Origin of the sequence: Nonomuraea sp. WAC 01424, from assembly GCF_003947315.1 — a bacterium.
GTDB classification, from domain to species: Bacteria; Actinomycetota; Actinomycetes; order Streptosporangiales; family Streptosporangiaceae; genus Nonomuraea; species Nonomuraea spiralis.
Map to the genome: position 1 here is coordinate 385,935 of NZ_QHHZ01000009.1, position 26,040 is coordinate 411,974.

Below are 26,040 nucleotides of genomic sequence, written 5' to 3' on the forward strand. Positions count from 1 at the left end.
CGCAGTCTGGCGCCACCCTACAGTGATCGTCAGGGGCGGATGATCGCCATTCTGGTCACCGTCAATTCCTCAATGGCGAACCTCGGGCCCTCGCGGCCGGTGCCCGAGTCCTTGACGCCGCCGTACGGCATGTTGTCGGCCCGGAAGCCGGGCACCTCGTTCACCACCACGCCGCCGGCCTCGATGCGGTCGATAGCGGTGAAAGCCGTGGCCAGCGAGCGGGTGAAGACGGAGGCGTGCAGTCCGTAGCGGGAGCGGTTGACCGCCTCGAAGGCGGCGTCGAGGCCGGGCACCGACCGTACGCACACCACCGGGCCGAAGATCTCCTCGTCCCACGCCGCCGTGCCGTCGGGCACGCCGGAGAGCACCGTCGGCGCGATCGCCCGCCCCTCGCGCAGCCCGCCCGCGACCACCTCGGCCCCCGACGCGGCGATCCACTCCAGGACGCGGTCCGTGGCGGCGGGGTCGATCAGCGGGGCGACGCGGGTCTCGGGCAGGCGCGGGTCGCCGACGGCGACGTCCTTGACGCGGGCGGCCAGCAGCGCCAGGAACTCCTCCCGTACGGGCTCCTCCACCAGCACCCGCTGCACCGCGATGCACGCCTGCCCCGAGGCGTAGTAGCCGCCGCGTACGACGGCGTCGGCGGCGGCCTCCAGGTCGGCGTCCGCGGCGACCACGAGGGCGGCGTTGGAGCCGAGTTCGAGCAGCGTCTTGACGGGGGCGGCGGCGCGGGCGATGGCGTGCCCGGCGGCGGCCGAGCCGGTGAAGGAGACCGCGCCGATCCGCCGGTCCTCGACCAGGGTACGGCCGACCTCGACGTCCCCGGTGACGAGCTGGACCCCGGCGGGCGGCAGGCCGCCCTCGCGGAGCAGGTGCACCAGCCGGAGCGTGGCCAGCGGCGTCGCCGGGGCGGGCTTGACGATCACCGGGCAGCCCGCCGCCACCGCCGGGGCGATCTTGTGGGCGGCCAGGAGCAGGGGGTAGTTGAAGCCGGTGATCCCGACGACGACGCCGATCGGCCGCCGCGTCCAGAACCCGACCAGCCCCTCCCCCGACGGCAGCAGGTCCAGCGGCACGGTCTCGCCGTGCAGCCTGGCGACCTCCTCTGCGGACGTGGCGAGGGTGAGCAGCGTCCTGGCCACCTCGACGCGGCAGTCGACCAGCGGTTTGCCGGTCTCCATGACCAGCAGCCGTTCGAACTCCTCGCGGTGGGCGGCCAGCGCGTCGTGCACGGCCATGAGCGCGGCGCGGCGGGCGTGCGAGGGCAGCGCGGCCATGGCGGGCGCGGCCGTCAGTGCCTCCTCCAGGGCGCTGGCGGCGTGGGCCGGGGTGCCCAGCGGGGCGCGGGCCACCACGGAGCCGTCGTAGGGGAAGATCACCTCGGTGGTGTCCTCGGTGGTGACCCATCCGTCCCCGATGGGCAGCCCGTCCGGCCAGGTCATCTGTCTCCCCCTAGAACGCTCGGGAACACGTCGAGGTACGCGGGCGCGTCCTCGCGGCCGGTGGCGGCGAGCATGGCGTGGGCCACCGCCCGGCTGAACACGTCGGCCGCGGCGGCCAGGACGTCCTGCAGCCCGTCGGGGCCGGGGGCCGGGCGGGCGCAGGTGGCCAGGCCGAACACGGTGTCGCCGTCGACCATGGTGTGGGCCGGGCGGATGGCTCTGGCCAGGCCGTCGTGGGCCACCCCGGCCAGTTTGCCGCATTGGGCCTTGGTGAGGGTGAGGTCGGTGGCGACCACGCCGATGGTGGTGTTGAACGAGGTGACCTTGTCCGGGCGCCAGGCTTCGGCCTCGGCGGCGTCCGGGAGGCGGAGGTGGTCGAACTCGCCGGGCAGGCCGTAGCGGATGCCGGCGAGGGTGGCTCCGGCGGGGTCGAGGACGGATCCGGCGGCGTTGACGACGGCCAGGGCGGCCACGGTGACGCCGCCGGGCAGGACGGCGCTGGCGGTTCCGACGCCACCGGCCAGGCCGCCCGCCAGCGCGCCGGTCCCGGCCCCGATGGACCCGCTGGCCACGGCGGGCGCGGTCGCGAACCGGGCGGCGCCGCCGTTGGTGACCGCCCTTCGGGAGGGAGCGGGGCGGCCCGCACGGGCCGCACCGCCGTCGAGGGTGACCGTCCCTTGGGGGGAGGGAATGGTGGGGGTGGGGTGGGCGGCGTCGTAGGCGGCGGTGCCCAGGGTGGCGTCGGGGGTGGCGCGGAAGTCGCCGCCGCGGCCGAGGTCGTAGATGACGGCCGCCGGTACGATCGGCACCACCCCGCCCGCCACCGGGAACCCGATCCCCGCGTCGGCCAGCCGTTCCATCACCCCGCACGCCGCGCTGAGCCCGTACGCGCTGCCGCCCGACAACACCACGGCGTGCACACGCTCGACCAGGTTGCGCGGGTCGAGCAGCTCGGTCTCGCGGGTGCCGGGCGCGGCCCCGCGTACGTCCACCCCGGCCACCACGCCCTCGGGCGGCGCCAGCACCACCGTGGTGCCGGTACGGTACCCGCCCCCCACCCGCTGCGCGTGCCCGCCGGGCAGGCCGGCGACGTCGACGAGGGAGTTCGTCGGCCCGGGGCGCATCAGAAGTCCCGGTGGAGGAAGCGCCGCGCCGCCTCGGCGAAGACGCGGGTGCATCGGACGATCTCCGCCACCTCGACGTACTCGTCCGCCTGGTGGGCGATCCACTTGCCGCCGGGGCCGTACACGACCGAGGGGATGCCGCCCCAGTGGGTCAGCACGGTCCCGTCGGTGGAGCCCGGCACGCCGCCGTAGACCGGCTCCTCCCCGGTCACCGTACGGTGCGCGGCGGCCAGGGCGGCCACCACCGGGTCGGACACCGGCACGTCCACCGGCGGCCGGTCCACCAGGACCGACACCGACGCCTCGATCCCGTCGCCGCCGGCGAGGGCGGCCACCCGGTCGGCCACGACCTTGTGCTCCAGCCCGGGGATCGTCCGTACGTCGACGAAGACCGACGCGGTGGCGGGGATGACGTTGACCTGTTCCTCGGTGCCCGCGCGTACCACGGTCGGGGTGACGTACACCTCTCCGAGGTGCTCGTGGGCCGGATGGCGTTCCTGGAGCTCCTGCTGGAGGGAGCGTAGGGCGACCAGCAGCGTGCCGACCGCCTGGACGGGGTTGCGGCCGTGCTGCGGCATCGCGCCGTGGGCCATCTTGCCGGTGAGGTCGACGCGCAGCCGCAGCGCGCCCTTGGCCACCGCGCAGATCTCCCCGGCCTCGGGCTCGGCGACGATCGCGCCGTCCACGCCGGCGGCCAGCCCGGCGGCGACGAAGGGGTGGGCGCCGATCATCAGGCCCTCCTCGTCGGCCAGCGCGCACACCTTGATCCGGCCGGGGAACGGGCCGGCGAGCTGGAGCGCGCGGGTGGCGTAGAGGGTGGCGGCCAGGCCGGACTTCATGTCGGCGCTGCCCCTCCCCCACAGCCGCCCGTCGCGGATCTCGCCGCCGAACGGGTCGACGGTCCAGGTGGACAGGTCGCCCTCGGTGACGACGTCGGTGTGGCCCTCGAACATCAGCGTCGGCCCGTCGCCGCCGCCACCCTCGACCACCGCGACGACGTTGGGCCGGCCGGGGGCGGCCTCGTGCACGACGGGATCCCAGCCCCACTCGCGCATCTTCGCCTCGACCAGGTCGGCGGCGGGCCGCTCGCTGCGGCCGCGGGCCGGGTCGTTGGTGCTGGGGATGCGCACCAGGGCCTGCGTGAACTCCACGACTCCCCGCGCGTCGACGTCGATCACAACAATCCCTCCAGGGTCGGTACGGCCCGCAGCAGGTCACGGGTGTAGGGGTGGCGTGGCGCGGCCCAGACGTCGTCCACCGGGCCGGTCTCGACGATCTCGCCGCCGCTCATGACGGCGACGGTCTCGCACACGTGCCGTACCACCGACAGGTCGTGCGAGACGAACACGAGGGTGAGGCCCAGCTCGTCCACCAGGTCGGCGAGCAGGTTGAGGATCTGGCCGCGTACGGACACGTCCAGGGCGCTCACGGGCTCGTCGGCGACCAGCACCTTCGGGCGCGGCGCGAGGGGGCGGGCGATGGCGATGCGCTGCCGCTGCCCGCCGGAGAACTGGTGCGGGTACCGGTCGGCGGCCGAGGCGGACAGGCCGACCTCCTCCAGCAGCTCGGCCACCCGCGTGCCGACCGGCAGGCCGAGCGCGACCAGCGGCTCGGCCACCAGGTCGCGCACCCGCATGCGGGGGTCGAGCGAGCTCATCGGGTCCTGGAAGACGATCTGCAGGTTCTCCCGGAGGAAACGCAGCCGCCGCTCCGGCAGGCCGGTGATCTCCCGCCCGTCGAAGGCGACGGTGCCGGAGGTGGGCCGGTCGAGGCCGCACAGCAGGCGCAGCAGCGTGGACTTGCCGGAGCCGGACTCGCCGACGATGCCGAACCGCTCGCCGCGGTGGACGGTCAGCGACACCTCCCGCAGCGCGTGGACGGCCGCGCCCGGCCCGGTGAGCGAGGTGCGGGGGCGGCGGTAGACGCGGCTGAGGGCGCGGGCCTCGATCAGCGGCCCGCCCGGCGCCTCACCCGGCGGCACGATGGGCGGCTCGAACGGCGGTTCAATCGGCGGGGTGCCAGCATGCGTGGGCATGGCCGTCTCCTGTCAGCGCCGGCGGGGTGTCGCATCGCGGGGTGGCGTGCGGGCAGCGGTTGCCGAACACGCAGCCCGCGGGGAAGGCGCCCGCGGGCGGCACGCTGCCCTTGATGGTGGGGAGCCTGGTGCCGCGCGGGGTGAGCCTGGAGGCGGCCAGCAGGCCCTCGGTGTAGCGGTGGCGGGGGTGGGTGAAGACCTCGCGGATGGGGCCGGTCTCGACGACGCGGCCGCCGTACATGACGATGACCCGTTCGCAGACGGAGGCGACGACCGCCAGGTCGTGGGTGATGAACAGCAGCGCGGGCGCGACCTCGGCGATCAGCTCCAGCATCTGCTTCTGCACGGTGACGTCGAGCGCGGTGGTGGGCTCGTCGCAGATGAGCAGGCCGGGCTCGTTGGCCAGGGCGATGGCGAGCATGACGCGCTGCCGCTGGCCGCCGGAGAGCTGGTGGGGGTACGCGCGGGCGATCTGGGCCGGCTCGGGCAGCCGGACGCGTTCCAGGAGGGCGAGCGCGCGCCGCCCGGCCTCCGCGCGGGAGACGCCGTGCAGGGTCATGACCTCGGCGACCTGGGCGCCGACGCGCATGAGCGGGTTGAGCGCGGTCATCGGCTCCTGGAAGACCATCGACAACTCTCGCCCGCGCAGGTCCTTCAGCCGCTTCTCGGGTACGCCGACCAGGTCGCGCGCGCCGAGCCGGGCCGCGCCCGAGGCGGTGACGCCTTCGGGCAGCAGGCCCATGAGCGACAACGCGGTCAGCGACTTGCCGGACCCGGACTCGCCGATCAGCCCGACCCGCTCGCCGGGCGCGATCGCGAACGACACGTCGTGGACGAGCTCCACCCCGTCGGCCCGTACGGTCAGCCCCTCAACCGTCAGCACGCAGCCTCCTGAGCTTGGGGTCGAGGTGGTCGCGCAGCCCGTCGCCGAGCAGGTTGAACCCGAGTACGGCCAGCGCGATCGCCAGGCCGGGCCAGAGCGCGAGACGCGGGGTCGAGAAGAGCAGTTCCTGCGACTCCTGCAACATCCGCCCCCACGACGGGGTCGGCGGCCGGGTGCCGAACCCGAGGAACGACAGCGCCGCCTCGGCCAGGATCGCGATCGCGAACGACACCGACGCCTGCACGATCAGCACGGACGCGATGTTCGGCAACACGTGCCGTACGGCGATCGCCGGACGGCGGCGGCCGGCGGCGCGCGCGGCGAGGATGTAGTCGGTCACCATGACCTGGAGCGTCGCGGCGCGGGCCACCCGCGCGAACGCCGGCACGGTGGCCACCCCGATCGCGATCATCGCGGTGAGCGTGCCCGCCCCGTAGACCGCGCCCAGCATGACGGCCAGCAGCAGCGCAGGGAAGGCGAACACCAGGTCGTTGACCCGCATGATCAGCTCCGACAGCCAGCCGCGCGGCGTCATCCCGGCGACCACCCCGAGCGGTACGCCGAGCACGGCGGCGATGCCGACGGCCACGACGCCGACGTAGAGGGTGGTGCGGGCGCCGACCATGAGCTGGCTGAGGGTGTCGCGGCCGAACTTGTCGGCCCCGAGCAGGTAGCCGCCGCCGGGGTCGCGCAGCTTGCGGGCGGCGTCGACGAGGGTCGGGTCGTGCGGCGTCCAGACGAACGAGACGAGCGCGGCCAGCGCCACCAGCCCGACCAGCACGCCGCCGGTCAGGAGCGAGGCGTTCGGCCGGCCTCTCATCGCAGCCTCGGGTCGAGCAGGTGGTAGGTCACGTCCACCACGAAGTTGATCAGCAGGACGGCGGCCACCAGCACCATCACCACACCCTGGACGAGCAGCAGGTCGCGCCCGGCCACGCCGTTGAGCAGCAGGTCGCCGAGCCCCGGCAGGACGAAGACACGCTCGACCACGACCGCCCCGATCAGCAGGGTGGCCAGTTGCAGGCCGAGCACGGTGACGACGGGGATCGAGGCGTTACGCAGGCCGTGCCGCCACAGGGCGCCGGTGCTGCCGCGGCCCTTGGCGCGGGCGGTGCGCAGGTAGTCCTCGCGCATGACGTCGAGCACGGCGCTGCGCACGTAGCGGGTCAGCACGGCGCCCTGGACGAGCCCGAGCGAGAGCCACGGCAGCAGCAGCGAGCGCAGCCACTCCTGCGGGCTGTCGGCGATCGGGACGTACCCGCCGGACGGCAACGCCTGCGCCTTCACCGCGAACACGTACACCAGCAGGATGCCCGCGAGGAAGGCGGGGACGGCGATGCCGGCCTGGCTGAGCGCACTGACGGCGGCGCCGAGCGGGTTGCGGTGGCGCACGGCGGCGAACGTGCCGAGCGGCACCGCGACGACCAGCGCCAGCACCATGCCGCCGAGCACCAGCACGGCCGTCACGCCGAGCCGGTCGCCGATCTGCGGGCCGATCGGCGAGCTGGTGACGTAGGAGGTGCCGAAGTCGCCGTGGGCCAGGCCGCCGAACCAGTCGAGGAACTGCGTGACCGGCGGCCGGTCGGTGCCGTACTGCGCGCGCAGCGCGGCGACCGCGTCGGGGGTGGCGTTGACGCCGAGCGCGATCTCGGCCGGGTCGCCGGGCAGCAGGGCCATGAACGCGAACACCGCGACGGCGGCCACGGCGGTGCTCGCGATCAGCACCGCCAGCCGTTTGAGCAGGTAGAGCGTCACTGCTTGGCGAGAGCGGTGAAGTCGAAGGACTCCGCGATGGCGTTCTTCGGCAGCCCGGTGACGCCCTTCTTCGCCACGATCAGGTTGGGGAACAGGAACAGCCAGTCGTCGGCGGCGTCGTCGGACAGCAGTTTGGCGGCCTTCTTCAGGTCGTCGGTCTGCTGCTGCTCGGTGCCGGAGTCGGCGGAGGCGAGGAGCTTGCCGAACTCGGGGTTGTCGTAATGGAAGTAATACGACTTATCGGCAAAAATCCCCATGTCGCGGGGCTCGACGTGGTTGATGATGGAAAGGTCATAGTCGCCCTGCTTGAAGACGACGTCCAGCCAGCGGGCCGGGAACTCCAGGGGCTCGATGTCGGCCGTGATGCCCACCTGGGCGAGCTGCGACTTCACCACCTGGGCGCTCGCCACCGCGTACGGCAGGTTGGGGATGCGCATCTTGACGGTGAGCGTCTTGCCGCCCAGCAGTTCCTTGGCCTTGGCCGGGTCGTACGGGTAGTCGCCGGTGCGGTCCTCGTACCAGGGGTCGGTGGGCGGCACCATCGAGCCGATGAGCTGCCCGCGTCCGGCCCACGCGGTGTCCAGCAGGGCCTTGTGGTCGATCGCGTACCGGACCGCCTGGCGGGCCTTGACGTCGTCGAACGGCGGGCGGGCGTTGTTCATCGACAACACGACCTCGCCGTTGGTGGTGCCTTCGACCGTCTGGAAGCGGTTGGGGTCGGCGAACTGCTGCAGCGACTCGGGCGCCTGCACGCTGGAGATCACGTCGATGCCGCCGGTCAGCAGCGCGTTGTTCATCGCCGTGGCGTCCTTGAAGTACTTCAGCGTGATCGCCGACAGCGCCGGCTTGGTGCCCCAGTACGAGGGGTTGGCGTCGAGCCGGATCGACTCGCCGCGCTTCCACGCCCCCAGCGTGTACGGCCCCGTGCCGACCGGCTTGTTGGCCAGGTCGGCCACCCCGGTACGGCTGAACATCGCGCCGAGGCGGGTGGCGAGGGCGTAGAGGAAGCCGTTGCTCGGCTGCTTGAGCGTGACGACGGCCGTGGTGTCGTCGGTCTTGGCCACCTTGTCGATGACGTCGAACTGGGCCTTGATCTTGAGCTTCCAGTCCGTCCTGACCCGGTCGAGGGAGAACACGACGTCGTCGGCCGTGAACGGCGCGCCGCCGTTGAACGTGACGCCCTTGCGCAGGGTGAAGGTGTAGGTCTTGCGGTCGTCGGAGACCGTCCACTTCTCGGCGAGCAGCGGCTTGATCGCGCCGTCCTGGTCGAGCTTGACCAGGCCCTCGTAGACGTTGACGAGCAGCGCCTGCGGGATGGCCGCGCCCTCGGTGGCGGTGAAGTCGAGGTTGGCCGGCTCGGCCACGAATCCGACGGACAAGGACTGCGCCTTGGGGGTGCCTCCGGTGCCGGAACCGCCGGAACCGCCGCCGCAGGCGGCTGTGACCAGCAGGAGACCGCCCACGGCGATCCAGATTCCGATTCGCCTCATGTCTTACAGCCTCCTGGCTAGTGCACTGGTCTGACCAGTAGGCTACGCACATTGCCAGTCGGTGACGGCTCGGGTCAAGGGGGCTTCCCATGGGTGCACGGTTCGAGCCGGTGCGGGCCGTACGCGCCTACGAGCGGGTCGTGGAACAGGTCGAGGAGGCCATCGAGAGCGGGGCCCTCGGCCCGGGGGCGCGGCTGCCGAGCGAGCGCGAGCTGATGGTGCAGTTCTCGGTGGGGCGCTCCACGGTGCGGGAGGCGCTGCGGGTGCTCCAGGCGCGCGGCCTGGTGCGTTCCCGGCCGGGCGATCCCAACGGCGCCGAGGTGCTGCCGTTCTCCCCCGCCGCATTACACAAGTCGATGACCACGCTGGCGCGGGTGGCCGAGTTGTCGCTGGCCGAGCTGGTGCAGTTCAGGATGGTGCTCGACTCCTCGGCCGTGCTGCTGGCCGCGCGGCTGCGCACCGAGGAGCAGCTCGCGGAGATGGAGGCGGCCATCGCCGGCATGCGCGCGGCCCTGGCCTCCGACCACGACGCCTTCAGCGCCGCCGACGTGGCCTTCCACGACGTGATCGTGGCGGCCGGCGGCAACAAGCTGATCCAGGTCTGCACCGACGTGGTCCGTTCGGTCGTGCTGGACCTGATCGCCGGGAAGATCGCCGACGCGCCCGACCGCGGGTCGCTGATGCGGCGCAGCATCCGGCACCACGAGGAGGTGCTGGAGGCCGTGCGCGAGGGCGACGGCGCCGCCGCCGCGCGCCTGCTCCGCCGGTCCATGTACGACTACTACGCCGTCCACCTGCCCGACGCCGAACGCTCCGCCCTGCGCGCCCTCCTGGAGTGACGCCCGCCACAGGGTGTTATGTTGCACGCGTGTCGCGCGAGGATGGGGACGGGGTTGCGGAGGCGTTCCTGCGCGAGCCGCGCCGCTACACCAGCAGCCAGGTGGCCCACATGGCGGGCGTGCCGGTCTACCGCGCGCGCCGGTTGTGGCGCGCGCTGGGGTTCGCCAACGTGGCCGACGACGCGGTCGAGTTCACCGACTCCGACGTCGAGGCGCTGCGGACCATGCTCTCGATGGTCAGCTCCGGCGCCTACGACGAGGAGCACATGCTGCTGATGGCCCGCTCGATCGGGCGGGCGACGGCCCGGCTCGCCGAGTCGCAGGCCGAGCTCGACGCCGAGGCGCTCGACCAGTCGGGCGTGCCGCTGGCCGAACGTCCGCGGGCCTGGCGCCGGCGGGCCGAGCTGGTGGTGCCCGACCTGGCGCGGCTGCTGGTCTACGCCTGGCGGCGCCAGCTCGCCGCCGCCGCCGGCCGCCTCGCCGACCAGGACATGAGCGCCGTACGCATGGCCGTGGGCTTCGCCGACCTGGTGGCCTTCACCCGGCTCAGCAGGCAGATCACGGCGACCGAGCTGGCCAGGCTGGTCGACAGGTTCGAGGGGCGCTCGGCCGACATCGTGACCTCCTCGGGCGGGCGGGTGGTCAAGACGCTCGGCGACTCGGTGTTGTTCGTGGCCGACAAGTCGCACGTCGCGGCCGAGATCGCGCTGCGCCTGGTGGAGACCCACCGCGGCCGGGACATGCCGGAGCTGCGGGTGGGCCTGGCCGCCGGTCCGGTGATCTGGCGTATGGGCGACGTGTTCGGCACCACCGTCAACCTGGCCAGCCGGCTCACCGCGCTCTCCCTCCCTGGAACGATCCTGGCCGACCCCGCCCGCGCCGAGGAGCTGGAGGGCGACCGGGCCTTCCTGCTGCGCGCGGTCGACCGGCTGTCGGTGCGTGGCCTGGGCGAGCTGGCGCCCTTCACGATCATGCGCGCCGGGGCAACCTGACGTCGCCGACGATGCGTCAGTACCGGTGTGCCTGACAGAAAGCTCTTCCACGACTTCGTGGCCTCCCGGTCCGAGCGGTTGCTGCGGACCGCGTACCTGCTGACCCATGACTGGGGGACGGCCGAGGACCTGCTGCAGGAGTCCCTGGCCAAGGCGTGGTTCGCCTGGCCGCGCATCGACGAGCCCGAGGCGTACGTGCGGCGCGTGCTCGTGACGACGTACACGTCGTGGTGGCGGCGGCGCTGGCGTACGGAGCTGCCGAGCGACGCCCTGCCCGAGAAGGGCGCCAAGGCCGATCGGCACGGGCCCGACGAGCTGTGGGAGGCGGTGGGCAGGCTGCCCGCCAGGCAGCGCGCGGTGATCGTGCTGCGTTTCTACGAGGACCTGACGGTGCAGGAGGTGGCGCGGATCCTCGGGTGCCAGGACGGGACGGTCAAGAGCCAGACCTCCAAGGCGCTGGCCAAGCTGCGCGTGGACGAGTCGATCGTGAAGGAGTACCGATGAGCGTGCAGGACCTGCGTGACGTGCTGCGGGAGCGGGCCGAGGGTCCCGCGCCGGCGAACCCGGCCCGCCACGAGCACATCCGCCGCCGCGTGCGCCGGACCCGGCGGCGCAGGGGCCTGACGGCCGCCGCCGCGGCGGTGGCGGCGGCCGTGACCGTGTTCTCCCTGCTGCCGGGGGACGCCGCGCCCCCGCAGGAGGCGGCGACCTCGGCCGTCAAGGCGGCGCGCGAGTTGCCGGAACGGTTCACCGCCCGCGACGGCACCGGCTACCGGCGGCTGGCCACGGCGACGGTCAGGACGGAGAAGACGACGAAGGCGTCGGTCACGATCCCGGTCTCGGGCAAGCCGCTGGACGTGGCCGCGGTGTGCGAGGGCGGCCCCGGGGCCAAGCCGCCGGCGATCTCCGTGACCGGTGGCGACGCCGCGGCCTCCCGGTCCTTCTCCCCGTGCCCGAAGGACATGGAGCTGGTCCCGCTCGTCGTGCCCGGCGGGGCCGGCCGGGTCACGGTCACGTTCGACACGGCCACCAGGGGCTGGGGGTGCGTCCGCGAGAGCAAGGACGGGCCGTGCGTGACTCGGAAGCCCGACCAGGCGGTCTGGAGCCTGGCCGTCTACGAATGGACCCCGCCCGACCGGCCGGTCGAGCCCGGGCCGCTGAAGCCCTTCCCCAAGCGGCTGGCACGCTGGGACCTGGCCGCCGCCACCCGGCAACTGGTGTGGCCCCAGGACAGGACATTCACGGTCACGGCCGGGGGCGACGGCGGCCGGATCGGCATCGAGGCGCTCTGCACCGGTGACCTGGCACCGCGGATGCGGTTCACGTACCTGATCGAGGGCGGGGAGGGCGGCGAGGTGACCGCGACCTGCGGCCAGTGGGAGAGCGGCCCGTATCCGATGGCGATGAACGAGTTCCGCGTCCCCGCGGGCAAGCCGGTGAAGGTCACCGTCAGGGCGGGCATCATGGGCCCGGACACCAACCGCCCGGTCCGCTGGTCCGTGGCCGTCTACCGCAAGGGGTAACGTCGCTCCCGTGATCGTACGAGCGGTGGTCGAGGGCAGGGCGGTGGACGCCGACGCGCGCTTCGCGCTGGAGGCCCGCTACGGGCACTTCACCGCCATGCAGGTCAGGGACCGGCGCACCCGCGGGCTCGCCCACCACCTGGACCGGCTGGCCGCGGCCAACCTGGAGGTGTTCGGCGCCGCGCTCGACCGGGCGGCGGTGCTCGGCTCGATCCGGGCCGTGCTCGGCGACGACCTGCGCGACGCGGGCGTGCGGGTCTATGTCGTCGAGCACGACGGCCGCCCGCGGGTGGTGGCCACCGCCGCCCCGCCCACGGAGGTCTCGGCCCGCCCGCAGCGCGTCACGGCCGTCGCCTACCAGCGATACCTGCCGCACATCAAGAAGGCGGCCGGGTTCGCCCAGGCGCACATCCGGCGCGCCGCCGGGCCGCTGGGCTTCGACGAGGCGCTGCTGACCACCGGCGACGGCCTGATCAGCGAGGGCGCGATCACCAACGTCGGCTGCCTGTCCGGCGGCCGCCTCCTGTGGCCGGACGCCCCCATGCTGCACGGCACCGCCATGCGCCTGCTGGAGGACCTGGACGTGCCCCAGGAACGCCGCCCGCTGCGGGTCGCCGACCTGCCGGGCTTCGACCTGGTGTTCCTGTGCAACTCCCACGGCGTGGTCGCCGTCGGCGAGGTCGACGGCGTGCCGCTGCGCCAGGACGCGGAGACGCTGGCCCGGCTGCTCGCCTTCTACGACGCCCTCCCCTGGGACCCGCTGGATTGATCCCGGGCCGTCCGGCGTTGCACGCAGGCGTGACCCTGTACTCGATTCTCGACCGTTCGCTCCTTCGCCAGGGCTCCGGCGCGGCCGCCGCCCTGCGCGACACCGTCGCGTTCGCTCCGCAGGCCCGTCACGTCCTCGGGTTTCGTCACCAGCTCCTCCTCGGGGCCAGGTCGCACAGCATGGACGGGAAGTAGCACCACTACGGCGACCATCGCCACGACCAGGACGCCGCCAACCTGGCCCACACGGTCATCGCGAGAAGCGCCAGTGCTCGGCTTCGGCACGCGGTTCGGCGACGACGGTGGCTCACGCTTGCTTTCTACCGGAAACCATGAAGGACCCCGTCCGGGGAGCAGGCGAAAGGCATGAGGCGCATCCGGATGATCAATCGTCGACCCTCATTGCGACGGCTGGATAGGCGCAGGAGGGTGTGGCAGAGTGGCGCGACGCAGATCAGACCAACCTGCCGACACCCCCACGCGAAGGACATCCTTGACCACCCACCGTTGCGCGTGCCCCGACAATGCCGACGAGGCGGGGCCATGGAGATGCTCCGAATGCGGAATGCTGTGGGAGTCGCTCAGCGCGACGCCGATCACGCTCCAGCCGGCCGCCGAACCCAAGCGGAAGCGCACCATCTACAAGCCCGCCATCTTCGCGATCACGGGATTGATTGCGTGGGTCGGATTGGTCGAGATGGCAGCAGCGCGAGCGCTCATGGCCCCGGGCATCAGCTTGCTCTCAGTAGTAGGCGTCGCTGTGGTAGTCGCGTTCTGGCAGAAGGCCCGATCGAAGGACAGGTACTACCGCTGTCCCGACTGCGGTAGACAGGACATTCTCCCCGTATGCGTAGACTGCGCGCCGCCACCATCCATGGCACCCAACACGGACTGAGGCGCCATGCGTAGAGAAGAGACGTGGAAGCGGCGCTGAGCATACAGCTTGCACGGAAAATGCTGGCGAGAGGTGGCGCCGGTCGGCCGGCCATAGCTCGCCGACGACGTACAGTCGCTGGAACTGAGGCAGGCCGATCAGCTTGGAGGCGGTGCGGCCGGCATTGTCGTTGGTGCCGGGGTGGCGAGCGAACCAGCCGAGTATCCCCCACAAGATGGCCCACCGGCAGCAAGAAAGATCAGAATGACACGTTCAGGTGACATATGGACATTTGCGCCATATATGAGCGGACACAATACCACCTATACAAGGGCCGGGCGACATATTTGCCCTGATCGGCACGTTGAACGTCGGTTTTGTGTACCGATGCGGCGCGAACATGCCTGATGGCCGGATTGAAGCGCGGCTAGGGTGACTTGATCTCCTTGCGGTGGCGGTAGACGAGGCTGGCTACGCAGTTCAGGGTCCGGCGCGACAAATCGGCTCCGGCACGATAGAACAGCACCCAGCGCTGCTCATGTGGTGATGGTTGTGGCGATCAATCCGACCACCAGAGGCAAACTAAGTCCTCCGGAGAACGCCAGACTTGCGATCACCTTTGGCCCTGAGCCGTCCGCCGCCAGGAAACGAAAGGATCAGTACAGCGGTTCGCATAGCCGTAATGATCCAGCGCTGGCGACACAACTACCCCCTTCGCATCCCGACTCTGCAGGAGAGGTCATGTCAGACAGGAGATCGGGCGGCAACGGTCGCGGGATCGCAATCGCTTCCCTGGCTGCTGGAGTCATCTCAGCCGCAGCCGCCATTGTAGTGATCCCAGACTTTCGCATTGCGGTAGGTCTAGACACCCCTTCCTCCGCAACCTCTCCGCCAGCGTCAGCCATCCGTTCTTCAGATCCTTCGACGAAGGACACCGTGGTTGATCGTCTCAGTCCGACGCCTGTGCAGGAACAGTCCATCGAGGTCACAGTCGAACCCGATGCGGGCCCATTAGAGGCAACAGTCGTCGCTTCCGGTCAAGGGTTCGCGCCCGGCGAGATGGTTCGACTTTTCTTGACTCAGCACGGAAGCGCAGGCGGATACGATATGCGCGATACTCGTGCGGCAAGCGACGGCACGTTCTCCGCTGAAGTGGTCATTCCTTCTGACGCCTTTCTATGGCGTGGAACCATGGTCAACTTTGAAGCGTTGGGGTTGCAGAGCAAACGACGGATCGAGACCCCGTTCCGCATAACGGAATAGTCCAGATCAGCAGTCAATGCCGGCAGGGTGGATCAGTATGCGCGCCACGCTCGCCGCCGGGCCCCTTCTACGTTTTTCAAGGTGCCGTTCGATGACGCAAGAATCGCAACGGCCGTTCCCGCTTCAGGTTGCTGTCGGCGCGCACACGAGACTTGACGGACAGCACAAGGCTTCCTTGAGGCGAGAAACAGAAGGCCCCCGCATCAAACGATGCCGGGGCCTTTGATACGGAAAGCTACGAACGTGACCTACGGGGCATTGTAGTATTGATAATATACGGCGCCCGTATCGCTGCAGGATCCGATGTACCAGCCCCTCAAGAGGCACTTGCTCGCGTCCGCCAGCGGGTGGTACATGTATCGGCCGCTGTGTTTGCTGGTGCCGGCCGAGATCTTTTCCTCGTTGAACCCTTGGGTCCAGATGCTGCTGCAGCCACCGGTGGTGACCTTGAAGTTGCTGTCGACGTTCAGGCAGGTGTCATAGGCCACGTTATGGAGTGCGACCAGATGGGTGACCGTGTTGTAGCGGACGTGCCAACGCCCCCTCGTGCCGCTTGCCGCGCAGGACCCCTCATAGGTGGCGCCGCCGGAGATGGAGACCATGCACGTTCTGCTCTGAAGATCGAACACGAAACTGTAGGGGCCGTACGTCTTCCACTCGCCGCTGCTGGTCGCACTTGCAGCCGGAGTTACGACTGACAGAGTGGCAAGAATCGCCACGACAAGTGCTGCAAACTTGGCCCTGAGTTTGGGCATAATACCGCCTCCCGGGTTCGTGAGGTTATCGAGAACAACGCAAGGAAGTGCAGGTAGAAACGCAGGCCATCGCTTGGACGTTTGCGGAATTGCCCAGCTTCCTGAAGCCGTGCCACTCCTCATTCCGAACCTCGCCCTGACGGTCCTTCTGTCCACACAGCGCGACGTCCAGGTCGAGCGCACGCGTTTCCTAGGCGATGAACCAATGCTGAGCCTCGAGCGGCGGTGCCGGCACTTCTGCCATCGAGCTCAACATAAGATCGAAACTCCGCCCCGGGGCTCACCCGCCGTTGCCGGGATAGTAGTCGTCCTTCGGGGCGATCCCGCCGCTGTGGGGCCAGTAGTCGTCGCCCATCGGGGCGACCGTGCCGCCGCCGGGATAGAAGTCGTGCTTGGCGGCTGCCGGGCCAGCGGTCAGGGCGAGTCCGGTTGCGGTCAGGAGCCCGATCGCGGCCAGTTTGAGCATCGTCTTGGTCATGCTGTCACCTTTCGTCACTCTTGATGTGTGATCTCCGGTCCGTGTCCGGGGCGGACACAAAGTCCAGTGCACAACGCGGGGTCGCCGCCTGTCCCTCTGTTCCGGCCTGAACAGGAACAGGCAGTTCACAGCCCCGCCTAGGTCAGCGGCTGCATCGACATCCGCCGTGTCACCGGCGAGTCCTCAGTCTCCGCGGACCGCCGATTGTCTGACAGCCCCCTTCGCCAGTTCAGACAATCGGTGGCGGGCCTGCTCACCCACGCTCGTGCTGGGTGAGTCGATCGCCGCGTGGTGGGGTCGCTGGTGGAGGTCGCCGGGGCCGAGGAGGTGCTGGTCACGATGAACACGTACGACCTGGACCGGCGGCTGGAGTCCTACCGGCGGCTGGCCGTCACGATGTGATCGCCAATTCCGCTGCGTTTTGTTGGCAAATGCCCCTATTGCGCGCGCCAATCGGGTTCCGGTAATTACCGGATGTCACCCCTGTTCCATCCGGGCAACACCCATAGCTAGGGGGTTCAATGGCGCGCACCCGAATCATCGGAATCGCTGCCGCACTTCTCTTACTACCTGCGCTGACCGCGTCACCCGCGTCGGCCGAATCCACACCGGCCGCCGCCTCGGCGGCCCAGCCGCCGAGCGACGTCAAGGAGCTCACCCGCAAGGACGTCACGCTCGACGGCAAGCCCGTCAAGGTGCCCGCCAAGTACGAGGCCAGGGCCGGGGCCAAGGCCAAGGCCGCCGCCGAGACCCCGCCGGTCGGCACCGTACGGCAGTGGCTGGCCACCGACGACTACAACGGCCGCCTGTACCGCAAGGACTACACGCTGCGCGGCGTCGGCAACAAGATCGAGGTCTGGGTCGCCAACGACCTGGCCTTCCCGGCCGGGGACTGCCGCATGCAGGTGCCGGGGACGACGGAGATCACCGACGCCCAGGTCACCAACCTGGTGCAGCAGTTCGACACGAACATGTTCCCGAAGGAGACCGCGACCTTCAGCACGCCGCCGGACCGGGACGGCACGAACGCCACGCTCGGCCCCGACGCCAACGGCAACGGCGGCGTCTACACCGGCGCCGGCGACCGTACGGTGACGCTGATCGACAACGTCCGGGACGACAACTACTACACCTTCCCGGCCGCGACCACGTACATCGCGGGCTTCTTCTCCTCGCAGTACAACGAGCTGCTCGACCGCAACGTGATGACGATCGACGCGTTCGACTGGCTGCACAGGACCGGCGCGAACCCGCCCGACGAGCCGACCTCCGACGTGTGCACCTCGCGCTCGGCCCGGCCCTTCCAGTACGAGGGCGTCTTCGCCCACGAGTGGCAGCACCTGCTGCACTACTACACCGACCCGCTCGAGACCACCTGGATGAACGAGGGCCTGTCGGACTTCGCGATCTCGGTGACGGGTTACGGCAACCCCAAGGCGACGGTGTTCGAGAAGGGGTTCGACAACCACATCAACTGCTTCCAGGGTTTCGGCATCGTGCAGACGCCGTACAACCCGAACCCGCGCAACTGCGGCGGCCCGCAGAACTCGCTCAACCTGTGGGGCGACGGCGGCAACCCGGACGCGGTGCTGGCCGACTACGGCAACGCGTACTCGTTCATGTTGTTCCTGTACGACCGGTACGGCGCGGACTTCCTGTCCAAGCTGCACCGTGACGGCGCCCTCCAGGGCCTGGCCAGCGTCAAGGCCGCGCTCGGGACGACGAGCCTGTACCAGGTGATCCACGACTACCAGACCATGGTTCTGGTGGACAAGGTCGTCGGGAACCGCGGCGTGGTGCTGGGCGTGCCGAAGAAGCGGGTGACGACCGCGAGCCTGAACTCGACGGTCAACCTGGCCAACCCGGCCGCGTACAACACCCCGGGCGCGGCTCCGAACGGCGCCGACTACGTGCAGATCCGCAAGCCCGGCGGGGCGGCGCCGCAGTCGTTGTCGTTCGCCGGCGCCAAGACGCTGCCGCCGATCCCGCTGGCCTGGACCGTCGTCTCCGACGATCCCGACCGCGCGGGCAACGCGGTGTTGTGGTCGGGCAACGCCAGCAACCTCAACGTCGCCGCGGTCAGCCGCGTGACGGTCCCCACCGCCGACCCGACGCTGCGCTTCCTCGCCAAGTACGGCGCGGAGTCCGGCTTCGACTACGGCTACGTGATCGTCTCGGCGGACGGCGGCAAGACCTACACCGCGATCCCGGGCGACCGGACGACCGCCGGCCCGCTCGGCCCGGCCGTCAACGGCACCACCACCGGGTTCGAGCCGCACAGCTACAGCCTGTCCGCCTACGCGGGCAAGGAGATCCTGGTCGGCTTCCAGTACGTGAGCGACGGCGGGGTCAACGAGGGCGGCTGGAAGATCGACGACGTCACGGTGGGCGCGACGTCGGTGAGCGACGGGTCCAGCCTGGAGCCGTTCGACTCCCCGACCGAGATCTCCCCGACGCCGGTCAGCAACTGGAACGTGCGCCTGGTCGGCCTGGACGAGCGGCACTCGGTGGTGCTGCAGGCCCAGTTCGACGGCAAGGACACGATCAACCTCAACCGGCTGCAGCTCGCGCCGTTCGCGGTGTTCCCGTCCGTGGTCGCGATCGTGGCCTATGACGAGCCCACCGAGCAGGTGCAGCAGTACGCGCCGTACACGCTGAAGGTCAACGGCGTCACCCAGCCTGGGTGAGCCGGGAAGGCGCCCGCCGGGGTCTCGGCGGGCGCCGCCTCCTTCGGGTACGATCGCCGAACATCATTCGGCATGGGGGTGCCCAGCATGACGACGCGCCAGCACACGATCGGTGACCTCCTGCGGCGGTCGGCCGCCAGGTTCCCCGCGAAGACCGCCGTGATCTACGGCAACATCCGCCAGAGCTACGCCGACCTCGACCGTGAGGTCAACCGCACGGCCAACGCGCTGGCCGCCCGGGGCGTGACCAAGGGCGACAGGTTCGCCCTGTTCAGCCACAACAACCACGCGTTCGTACTGGCCTACTTCGCGCTGGCCAGGCTGGGCGCGATCTCCGTGCCGATCAACTTCATGCTGGGCCCGCGCGAGGTGGCGTACATCCTGGAGCACTCAGGCGCGACCGGGATGCTGGTGGAGGAGCCGGTGCTGCCGGTGGCCGAGGCCGCGGCCGGGCCGGCCGTACGGGTGCGCGGCGTGATCGGCGCGGCCGAGGGCTGGGAGTCCTTCGCCGGCTGGCGCGGCGACGACGCCGAGCCCGAGGTGGAGATCGCCGACGACGACCCGATCCAGCTCATGTACACCAGCGGCACCGAGTCCCGTCCCAAGGGCGCCACGCTGTCCAGCGGAAGCCTGCTGGCCCAGTACGTGAGCTGCGTCGTGGACGGCGAGATGAGCCCCGACGACGTCGAGGTGCACGCGCTGCCCCTCTACCACTGCGCCCAGCTCCACTGCTTCCTGACGCCCGGCATCTACCTGGGCGCCACGAACCTCATCCTGCCCGGCGCCGACCCGGCCTCGATCCTGGCCACCATCGAGGGTGAGCGCGCGACCAAGCTGTTCTGCCCGCCGACGGTGTGGATCGGCCTGCTGCGCCACCCCGACTTCGACCGCCGTGACCTGTCCTCGCTGCGCAAGGGCTACTACGGCGCCTCCATCATGCCGGTCGAGGTGCTGAAGGAGATCTCGACCCGGCTGCCGGACGTTCGCCTGTTCAACTTCTACGGCCAGACCGAGATGGCCCCGCTGGCCACCATCCTGCGGCCGGAGGAGCAGCTGACCCGGCTGGGCTCGGCCGGGCGTCCCGCGCTCAACGTCGAGACCAGGATCGTCGACGACGAGGACCGGCCGGTGGCGCCGGGCGTGGTCGGCGAGATCGTCCACCGCAGCCCGCACGCCATGCTCGGCTACTGGGACGACCCGGACAAGACCGCCGAGGCCTTCCGCGGCGGCTGGTTCCACAGCGGCGACCTCGGCGTCATGGACGCCGACGGCTACCTGTCGGTCGTCGACAGGAAGAAGGACATGATCAAGTCCGGCGGCGAGAACGTGGCGAGCCGCGAGGTGGAGGAAATCATCTACCAGCATCCGTCGGTCGCCGAGGCGGCCGTGTTCGGCGTGCCGGACGAGCGGTGGATCGAGGCGGTGACGGCCGCGGTCGTGCTGCGCGAGGGCGCCGGGCTGACCGCCGCCGAGCTGAACGCCTTCCTGCGCGAGCGGCTGGCCCCCTTCAAGAGGCCCAAGAACGTGGTGTTCGTGGACGCGCTGCCGAAGAACGCCTCCGGCAAGGTGCTCAAGCGGGAACTGCGCGACGCCTTCTGAGCACGGCGGGCGCCGCCGTCACTTGGCGAGCAGGTCGGCGGCGAGCTGCCGCAGCGCCGGGCGCCGGAGTTTGCCCGTCGCCGTCCTCGGCAGCTCGTCCAGGACCAGCACCTCGCGCGGACACCGGACGGCGGGCAGGCCCTCCGCGCAGAAGCCGAGCAGTTCGGCGGGGTCGATCGGCCGTCCCGGCGCGGGCACCACGCAGGCCACCGGCTGCTCCGGCCCGTCGCCGACGGTGTGGGCGACCACCGCGACCACCGCGCACTCGGCGACCGAGGCGTGCTCCAGCAGCCGGGCCTCGGCCTCCATGGGCGACGTCCACGTGCCGCCCGCCCTGATCAGGTCCTCGGCGCGGCCCAGGAAGCGGTAGGAGCCGCCGGGCTCGCGGACGCAGGCGTCCCCGGTGCGCAGCCACTCCCCCTGGAACGCCCGGCGGGTGGCGGACGTACGGCACCAGTAGCCGGTGGCCAGCGAGTCGCCGCGGACGTACAGGTGGCCGGGCTCGCCGTCGGCGACCGGCGCGCCGGAGTCGTCGAGCAGGCGGAGCTCGTAGCCGGGCACGGCGGTGCCGGAGCCGGCGGAAAGCGCCTGGCCCGGCCGGCCGGACAGGACGACGTGCAGGGTCTCGGCGCTGCCCAGGCCGTCGACCAGGTCCACGCCGAAGCGGGCGGTGAAGCGGCGGTGGAGCTCGGCGGGCAGGGGGTCGCCGATGGAGAGGGCCAGGCGTACCGAGGCGAAGGCGTTCTCGGGGGCCGCGGCGGCCAGCAGGGCCGCGTAGAGGGACGGGCCGGCGGAGAACAGGGTGGGGCGCTCGGCCAGCAGGCGTTCGACGACGCCGCCCGGGGTGGGCCTGGCCGGGTCGAGGATCGTGGTGGCGCCCGCGGCGAGCGGGAGGATCAGGGAGTTGCCGAGCCCGTGCGGCAGGTACAGCGGCGCGACCGAGAAGCACCGGTCCTCGGGGCGCAGGCCGAGCACCTGGCGTCCGAAGGTCTCGTGCACGTCGCGCAGCGCGCCGTGACGGTGCACGGCCGCCTTGGGCGCGCCGGTGGCGCCGGAGGTGTGCAGCCACAGCGCGGGTGAGTCCGGCCAGGTGTCGTACGGCCCGGTCGTCGCCCGGCCGGCCTCCAGCACGTCCGACCACAGGCAGACCGGCACGCCCGGCTCGATCGCCGGCTGACCGGCCCCCAGGGCGGCGACGGTGCGCGTGCCTCCGGGAGGCTGCCGTGCGGCGTCGGTGAGCACGAGCACCACGACCTCGGGCGCCGACAACAGCGCCTCCTGCACGACCGGCTCGAATTCGGGCGCGGAGACCACGACCCGCGCCCTGGACTCCCTGACCAGGTCGCCCAGCTCCGGGCCGTCGCAGGAGGTCGGGACCGGTACGGCGACCGCGCCCATCCGCAGCACGGCCAGGATCGTGATCAGCGCCTCGGGCCGGTCCGGCAGGACGAGCAGCACGCGCTCCTCCGGCCGCACCCCCATCACCCGCAGCCCGCCGGCCAGCTCGGCGACGGCCGTGGCCAGTTGCCCGTACGTCAGGGTCCCGGCGGGGCCCGCGACGGCGACGCGATCGCCGTGCCCGGTCTCGACCAGGCGGTCCACGAGAAAGGCGCTGGCGTTGAACGACTCGGCAGGCATGGTCGTCCCCATCCGCGGGCGGGCGTGCGTAGCTGAATCTTCCATACAGAATTGATGAGCCGTCAACTACTTCTCGCGAACGGGTCAGGTGCGGCGGTCGAGGGCCTGGCTCCACTTGACGGCCACCGCGGCCACCTGGATCAGCTCGGCGCGCAGCCGTACGGGATCGCTCTCGGCCAGGGCCTCCAGCACCTCCTCCACGAGGACGTGCCGCCAGGTCAGCGCGCCCCGCCGGGCCGCGGCCTCGGTCTCGTCCCTGGCCCGGTCGGACTCGGCCGTCCTGTGCTCGCCGCCGGTGCCGTCGGGCAGCGCCTGCATACCCCATAGCGCGTCCTGGGCCATCCGCTCGGCGGTCACGTCCGCGAGCACCTTCGCCAGCGAGCCGGGCACGCCCGCGTCTCCGTCGTGTGTCACGGTCATTCTTCTAGCAGGGACGCAGGCCGGGCCCGACATCGGCCGTGCCGGAGCGCACGTGGTCCAGGAAGGCGCGTACGGCGGGCGTGAGCCGCGTACCGGCGGGCCAGCACGCCCCGATCGTCCGGAACACCGGGGGCGAGAGCGGGATCTGCACCACGCCCTCGGCGGGCGCGAGGCGGGGCAGCACGGCCACGCCGAGCCCGGCCGCCACCAGGCCGCGCACGGTCTCCGACTCCTGTCCCTCGAAGGCGATCCTGGGCGTGAACCCGGCCGCCGCGCACAGGTCGTCGGTGATCTGGCGCACGCCGTAGCCGTGTTCGAGCGTCACCAGCTCCTCCCCGGCCAGTTCGGCGGGGCGTACCCGCGCGCGCCCGGCGAAGCGGTGGCCGGGCGGCACGGACAGCACCAGCTCCTGGTCGGCCAGCGGGTGCCCGGCCAGGGCCGGGTCGCCGTCCGGCAGGGGCGCGACGAACACCAGGTCGATCTCGCCCTCGCCCAGCGCGCGCAGCATGTCCTGGCGCGAGCCCTGGGCCAGGCTGAAGCGTACGCCCGGGTGGCGTTCGTGGAAGCCGCGGATGAGCGACGGGACGAGCGTGCGGCCCAGCAGGTGCAGGAACCCGAGCACGACCCGGCCGCTGCCGGGGTCGATCTCCTCGCGCACCTCGCGGGCGGCCGACTCCATGACGGCCAGCGCCCGGCCGGAGGCGGCGGCCAGGACGCGCCCGGCCCTGGTCAGCCGGATGCCCCGCCCGTACGGGACCACGAGGGGCGCGCCGACCAGGTCGGCGAGCGCGGCCAGGCGGCGGCTGGCGGTGGGCTGGGGCACGCCGAGCAGTTCGGCCGCCCGCGTGACGTGCCCGGTCTCGCCGACGGCGGCCAGCAGGGCGAGCGTGGGAGCCAGCGCGGCGGCCAGCCGCTCGTCAATCAGCTCGAATTCATCCACCACAGCATGAATTATCCCCCATTTCAGCATTGGACGTATTTATTAGCCTTGCTTAGCGTTTCCTGATGTGGCGGTCATCGAAGTTCAGCGTGTCGTGACAACCCGGCGGGCCGGTCCGGCCGTGGCGGCGGCCGGGGTGTCCTCCTTCGCCCTGCTGTACGCGCCGCAGCCCGTCCTTCCGCAGCTCGCCGCGGACTTCCATCTCGATCCCGGCGGCGCGTCCCTGGCGATCGGCGTGCCCACGGCGGCGCTCGCGATGGCGGTGCTGCCGCTGGCCGCGCTGGCGGAGGTGGTCGGCCGGCGGCGGATGATCGTGTGGTCCGTGCTGGTCTCGGCGCTGATCGGGCTGGCGCTGCCGCTGGCGCCGACGTTCCCCGTGCTGGTGGTGATGCGGGCGGCGCAGGGGGTGGCGGTCGCCGGGTTCGCGGGGGTGGGGGCGGCGTACCTGGCCGATCTGGTGGGGGCGTCGAGGCTGGCCGGCGCGGTCGGCGTGATGATCGCCGGGAACTCCGTGGGCGGCATGCTGGGCAGGCTGGGCGCCGGGTTCGCCGCCGGGCCGTGGGGGTGGCGGGGCGGCCTGCTGGTGGTCGCGGGCCTGTCGCTGCTCTGCTCGGCGTACGCGGCCCGTACGCTGCCCGCCGCGCCGCCGGTGAGCCGCACCCGCGAGCGTGCCCGGATCGGGACCGCGCTGCTGGCGCCGTACGCGGTGGGCGCGCTGGGCGTCGGCGCGTTCGTCGCCCTCTACAACGCCGCGGGCTTCCGCCTGGCCGCGCCGCCCCTGTCGCTCACACCGGCCGTGGCCTCCCTGGTGTTCCTCTCCTACGCGCTCGGCACCGCCTCCTCGGCCGCCGCGGGACGGCTGGCCGACCGGATGGGACGCCGGGCGGCCCTGGTCACCGCCCTGGCCGTGACGGCCGCGGGGTCGCTGCTGACGGTCCTGGACCCGCTGTACGCGGTCGTGCTCGGGTTCGCCGTACTGACCGCCGGGTTCTTCGCCGCGCACGCCGTCGCCAACGCCTGGGTGGCCGCGCAGGCCCCGCCCGCCGCCCGCGGGCGCGCGGCGGGGATCTACACCCTGTGCTACTACCTCGGCAGCGGCGCCGGCGGCACGGCCGGCAGCGCCGTCTACGGCCACGCCGGCTGGTCCTGGCTGATCGTCGCGACCTCGGCCGGGCTGCTGCTGGCGATCGTGACCGTGCTCGTCGCGGGCCCGAGGCGGCGGGCTGTTGCCAGGGCGCCCCGGCGGGAGTACGCCTGACATCACAGGGGTGGGCGACTTCCGGGAGGGGAAGGCAATGGCCGACCAGTTCATCGTGCTGAGGGATCTGAGCAGGACCCGCATGGCCGCGCCGTTCGAACGGGGCGCGGCGGCGGCGGAGGCACCGGGCGAGCCGCACGTCGAGGTCGTCGGGCTCGGCAAGCGGGAGGTGGCCGACCTGGCTCGCGACCCGTCGGTGGCCGCGGTCGCCCGGCCGATGCCGACCAGCGTCCCGGGGGCGCCGGAGGACGCCGACGCGCCCCCGCCGGAGGCGGAGGCCGGCGACCGGGTCACGTGGGGCGTACGGGCGCTGGGCGCGGACGCCTCGGCCCGTACCGGGGCGGGGACGGTGGTCGCGATCCTCGACACCGGGATCGACGCCACGCACCCGGCCTTCACCGGGATGACGCTGGTGGAGGAGGACTTCACCGGCTCGGGCGGCGGCGACAAGGTCGGCCACGGCACCCACTGCGCCGGCACCGTCTTCGGCCGCCCGGTGGACGGCATGCGCGTCGGCGTCGCGCCCGGCGTCGAGCGCGCGCTGATCGGCAAGGTGCTCGGGGACGACGGCAAGGGCTCGACCGCCGGCACGGTCAAGGGCCTGCTCTGGGCGATCGGGAACGACGCCGACGTGATCACCATGTCGCTCGGCATCGACTTCCCTGCGGCCATGCGCCAACTGGAGGAGCGGGGGTTGCCGCAGTTCCTGGCCACCTCGATCGCGCTGGAGTCGTACCGGGCGACGTTGCGGCTCTACGACTCGCTGATGCGGATGATCGCGGCCAGGGCGGCGTTCGGCACGGGCACGGTCGTGGTCGCGGCCACGGGGAACGCCAGCCACCGCGAGCTGCGTCCGGACTTCGAGGTCGGGCCGGAGCTGCCGTCGGCCGCCGAGGGCATGATGGCCGTCGGCGCGGTGCAGCGGCAGCCGTCGGGCCGGTTGTCGGTCGCGCGTTTCTCCAACACCTTCCCGCAGCTCTGCGCGCCGGGCGTGGACGTGGTCTCCGCCCGTACCGGAGGGGGGCTGACCTCCAAGAGCGGCACCAGCATGGCCGCGCCGCACGTGGCGGGGGCGGCGGCGCTGTGGTGGCAGGAGCTGCGCGCGCGGGGCGAGGGCGTCAGGGCCGCGGCGGTCACCGGGCAGTTGCTGCTGACGGCGGCGACGGGCGTGTTCGACGACGGCGCCGTCGCCGCCGACCTGGGCGCGGGCCTGGTCCAGGCGCCCCGCTGAGAGTCCCGGCGCCTCGCTGAAGTCCCGGTCCCCCGCCAGGGGACCG

Annotated in this window: 24 protein-coding genes; 11 read left to right on the forward strand and 13 right to left on the reverse strand. The window is 71.7% G+C overall.

Annotation, left to right across the window (positions count from 1 at the left end):
- Window positions 1–29: 29 nt before the first annotated feature.
- Genes DMB42_RS26120 through DMB42_RS26155 form a run of 8 tightly spaced genes read right to left on the reverse strand, consistent with a single transcriptional unit; the run spans window position 30 to window position 8,729 of the window.
- Entirely contained in the window at window positions 30–1,442 is a 1,413-nt protein-coding gene (locus DMB42_RS26120) for an aldehyde dehydrogenase family protein (RefSeq protein ID WP_125637637.1), read from the reverse strand.
- Complete coding sequence (locus tag DMB42_RS26125; RefSeq protein WP_125637638.1) at window positions 1,439–2,566, reverse strand: P1 family peptidase; 1,128 nt, start codon at window positions 2,564–2,566, stop codon at window positions 1,439–1,441. Before DMB42_RS26125 ends, DMB42_RS26120 begins: the two co-directional genes overlap by 4 nt.
- Window positions 2,566–3,744: a M20 family metallopeptidase gene (locus DMB42_RS26130; RefSeq protein ID WP_260477947.1), complete on the reverse strand. Its 1,179-nt coding sequence runs from the start codon at window positions 3,742–3,744 to the stop codon at window positions 2,566–2,568. Before DMB42_RS26130 ends, DMB42_RS26125 begins: the two co-directional genes overlap by 1 nt.
- Entirely contained in the window at window positions 3,741–4,601 is an 861-nt protein-coding gene (locus DMB42_RS26135; protein WP_125637640.1) for an ATP-binding cassette domain-containing protein, read from the reverse strand. Before DMB42_RS26135 ends, DMB42_RS26130 begins: the two co-directional genes overlap by 4 nt.
- Window positions 4,570–5,484, reverse strand: a complete 915-nt coding sequence (locus DMB42_RS26140; protein WP_125637641.1) for an ABC transporter ATP-binding protein — start codon at window positions 5,482–5,484, stop codon at window positions 4,570–4,572. Before DMB42_RS26140 ends, DMB42_RS26135 begins: the two co-directional genes overlap by 32 nt.
- Window positions 5,471–6,304, reverse strand: a complete 834-nt coding sequence (locus DMB42_RS26145) for an ABC transporter permease (RefSeq protein WP_125637642.1) — start codon at window positions 6,302–6,304, stop codon at window positions 5,471–5,473. Before DMB42_RS26145 ends, DMB42_RS26140 begins: the two co-directional genes overlap by 14 nt.
- Window positions 6,301–7,239, reverse strand: coding sequence for an ABC transporter permease (locus DMB42_RS26150; RefSeq protein WP_125637643.1), 939 nt, complete (start codon window positions 7,237–7,239; stop codon window positions 6,301–6,303). The genes DMB42_RS26145 and DMB42_RS26150 overlap by 4 nt, the downstream gene beginning before the upstream one ends.
- The gene (locus tag DMB42_RS26155) at window positions 7,236–8,729 is read right to left on the reverse strand and encodes an ABC transporter substrate-binding protein (protein ID WP_125637644.1); all 1,494 of its coding nucleotides are present in this window, start codon (window positions 8,727–8,729) and stop codon (window positions 7,236–7,238) included. Before DMB42_RS26155 ends, DMB42_RS26150 begins: the two co-directional genes overlap by 4 nt.
- A gap of 89 nt (window positions 8,730–8,818) precedes the next feature.
- Between DMB42_RS26155 and DMB42_RS26160 the strand changes: the two genes are divergently transcribed.
- The 7 genes from DMB42_RS26160 to DMB42_RS26185 all read left to right on the forward strand — a co-directional run bounded on the left by DMB42_RS26160 (window position 8,819) and on the right by DMB42_RS26185 (window position 14,988).
- Complete coding sequence (locus DMB42_RS26160; protein WP_125637645.1) at window positions 8,819–9,568, forward strand: FadR/GntR family transcriptional regulator; 750 nt, start codon at window positions 8,819–8,821, stop codon at window positions 9,566–9,568.
- A 29-nt stretch (window positions 9,569–9,597) separates the two neighbouring features.
- The gene (locus DMB42_RS26165) at window positions 9,598–10,560 is read left to right on the forward strand and encodes an adenylate/guanylate cyclase domain-containing protein (RefSeq protein ID WP_260477948.1); all 963 of its coding nucleotides are present in this window, start codon (window positions 9,598–9,600) and stop codon (window positions 10,558–10,560) included.
- Window positions 10,561–10,587: 27 nt separating this feature from the next.
- The gene (locus DMB42_RS26170; RefSeq protein WP_125637646.1) at window positions 10,588–11,064 is read left to right on the forward strand and encodes a SigE family RNA polymerase sigma factor; all 477 of its coding nucleotides are present in this window, start codon (window positions 10,588–10,590) and stop codon (window positions 11,062–11,064) included.
- The gene (locus DMB42_RS26175) at window positions 11,061–12,083 is read left to right on the forward strand and encodes a hypothetical protein (protein ID WP_125637647.1); all 1,023 of its coding nucleotides are present in this window, start codon (window positions 11,061–11,063) and stop codon (window positions 12,081–12,083) included. The genes DMB42_RS26170 and DMB42_RS26175 overlap by 4 nt, the downstream gene beginning before the upstream one ends.
- 10 nt (window positions 12,084–12,093) lie before the next feature.
- The gene (locus DMB42_RS26180) at window positions 12,094–12,852 is read left to right on the forward strand and encodes an aminotransferase class IV (RefSeq protein WP_125637648.1); all 759 of its coding nucleotides are present in this window, start codon (window positions 12,094–12,096) and stop codon (window positions 12,850–12,852) included.
- A gap of 29 nt (window positions 12,853–12,881) precedes the next feature.
- Window positions 12,882–13,046, forward strand: coding sequence for a hypothetical protein (locus DMB42_RS53415; protein WP_185844865.1), 165 nt, complete (start codon window positions 12,882–12,884; stop codon window positions 13,044–13,046).
- Window positions 13,047–14,661: 1,615 nt separating this feature from the next.
- The gene (locus DMB42_RS26185) at window positions 14,662–14,988 is read left to right on the forward strand and encodes a hypothetical protein (RefSeq protein ID WP_125637649.1); all 327 of its coding nucleotides are present in this window, start codon (window positions 14,662–14,664) and stop codon (window positions 14,986–14,988) included.
- Window positions 14,989–15,236: 248 nt separating this feature from the next.
- Here the strand turns inward: DMB42_RS26185 and DMB42_RS26190 are convergent, their stop codons facing one another.
- The gene (locus DMB42_RS26190; RefSeq protein WP_125637650.1) at window positions 15,237–15,743 is read right to left on the reverse strand and encodes a hypothetical protein; all 507 of its coding nucleotides are present in this window, start codon (window positions 15,741–15,743) and stop codon (window positions 15,237–15,239) included.
- Between the two features lie 280 nt (window positions 15,744–16,023).
- Window positions 16,024–16,221, reverse strand: coding sequence for a hypothetical protein (locus tag DMB42_RS26195; RefSeq protein WP_125637651.1), 198 nt, complete (start codon window positions 16,219–16,221; stop codon window positions 16,024–16,026).
- A 521-nt stretch (window positions 16,222–16,742) separates the two neighbouring features.
- Here DMB42_RS26195 and DMB42_RS26205 point away from each other — a divergent pair.
- A complete protein-coding gene (locus DMB42_RS26205; protein ID WP_125637652.1) occupies window positions 16,743–18,908 on the forward strand; it encodes a choice-of-anchor J domain-containing protein in 2,166 nt (721 codons plus the stop codon).
- Window positions 18,909–18,995: 87 nt separating this feature from the next.
- A complete protein-coding gene (locus DMB42_RS26210) occupies window positions 18,996–20,507 on the forward strand; it encodes an acyl-CoA synthetase (RefSeq protein WP_125637653.1) in 1,512 nt (503 codons plus the stop codon).
- Window positions 20,508–20,525: 18 nt separating this feature from the next.
- Here the strand turns inward: DMB42_RS26210 and DMB42_RS26215 are convergent, their stop codons facing one another.
- The 3 genes from DMB42_RS26215 to DMB42_RS26225 all read right to left on the reverse strand — a co-directional run bounded on the left by DMB42_RS26215 (window position 20,526) and on the right by DMB42_RS26225 (window position 23,508).
- Entirely contained in the window at window positions 20,526–22,145 is a 1,620-nt protein-coding gene (locus DMB42_RS26215; protein WP_125637654.1) for a benzoate-CoA ligase family protein, read from the reverse strand.
- Between the two features lie 84 nt (window positions 22,146–22,229).
- Complete coding sequence (locus DMB42_RS26220) at window positions 22,230–22,559, reverse strand: hypothetical protein (RefSeq protein ID WP_221762330.1); 330 nt, start codon at window positions 22,557–22,559, stop codon at window positions 22,230–22,232.
- A gap of 10 nt (window positions 22,560–22,569) precedes the next feature.
- Window positions 22,570–23,508 (reverse strand): LysR family transcriptional regulator, encoded by a 939-nt coding sequence (locus tag DMB42_RS26225; protein WP_260477950.1) that lies wholly within the window; start codon window positions 23,506–23,508, stop codon window positions 22,570–22,572.
- A 64-nt stretch (window positions 23,509–23,572) separates the two neighbouring features.
- Between DMB42_RS26225 and DMB42_RS26230 the strand changes: the two genes are divergently transcribed.
- Entirely contained in the window at window positions 23,573–24,763 is a 1,191-nt protein-coding gene (locus tag DMB42_RS26230; protein WP_221762331.1) for an MFS transporter, read from the forward strand.
- Window positions 24,764–24,800: 37 nt separating this feature from the next.
- Window positions 24,801–25,994, forward strand: coding sequence for a S8 family serine peptidase (locus tag DMB42_RS26235; RefSeq protein WP_125637657.1), 1,194 nt, complete (start codon window positions 24,801–24,803; stop codon window positions 25,992–25,994).
- Window positions 25,995–26,040: the final 46 nt, after the last annotated feature.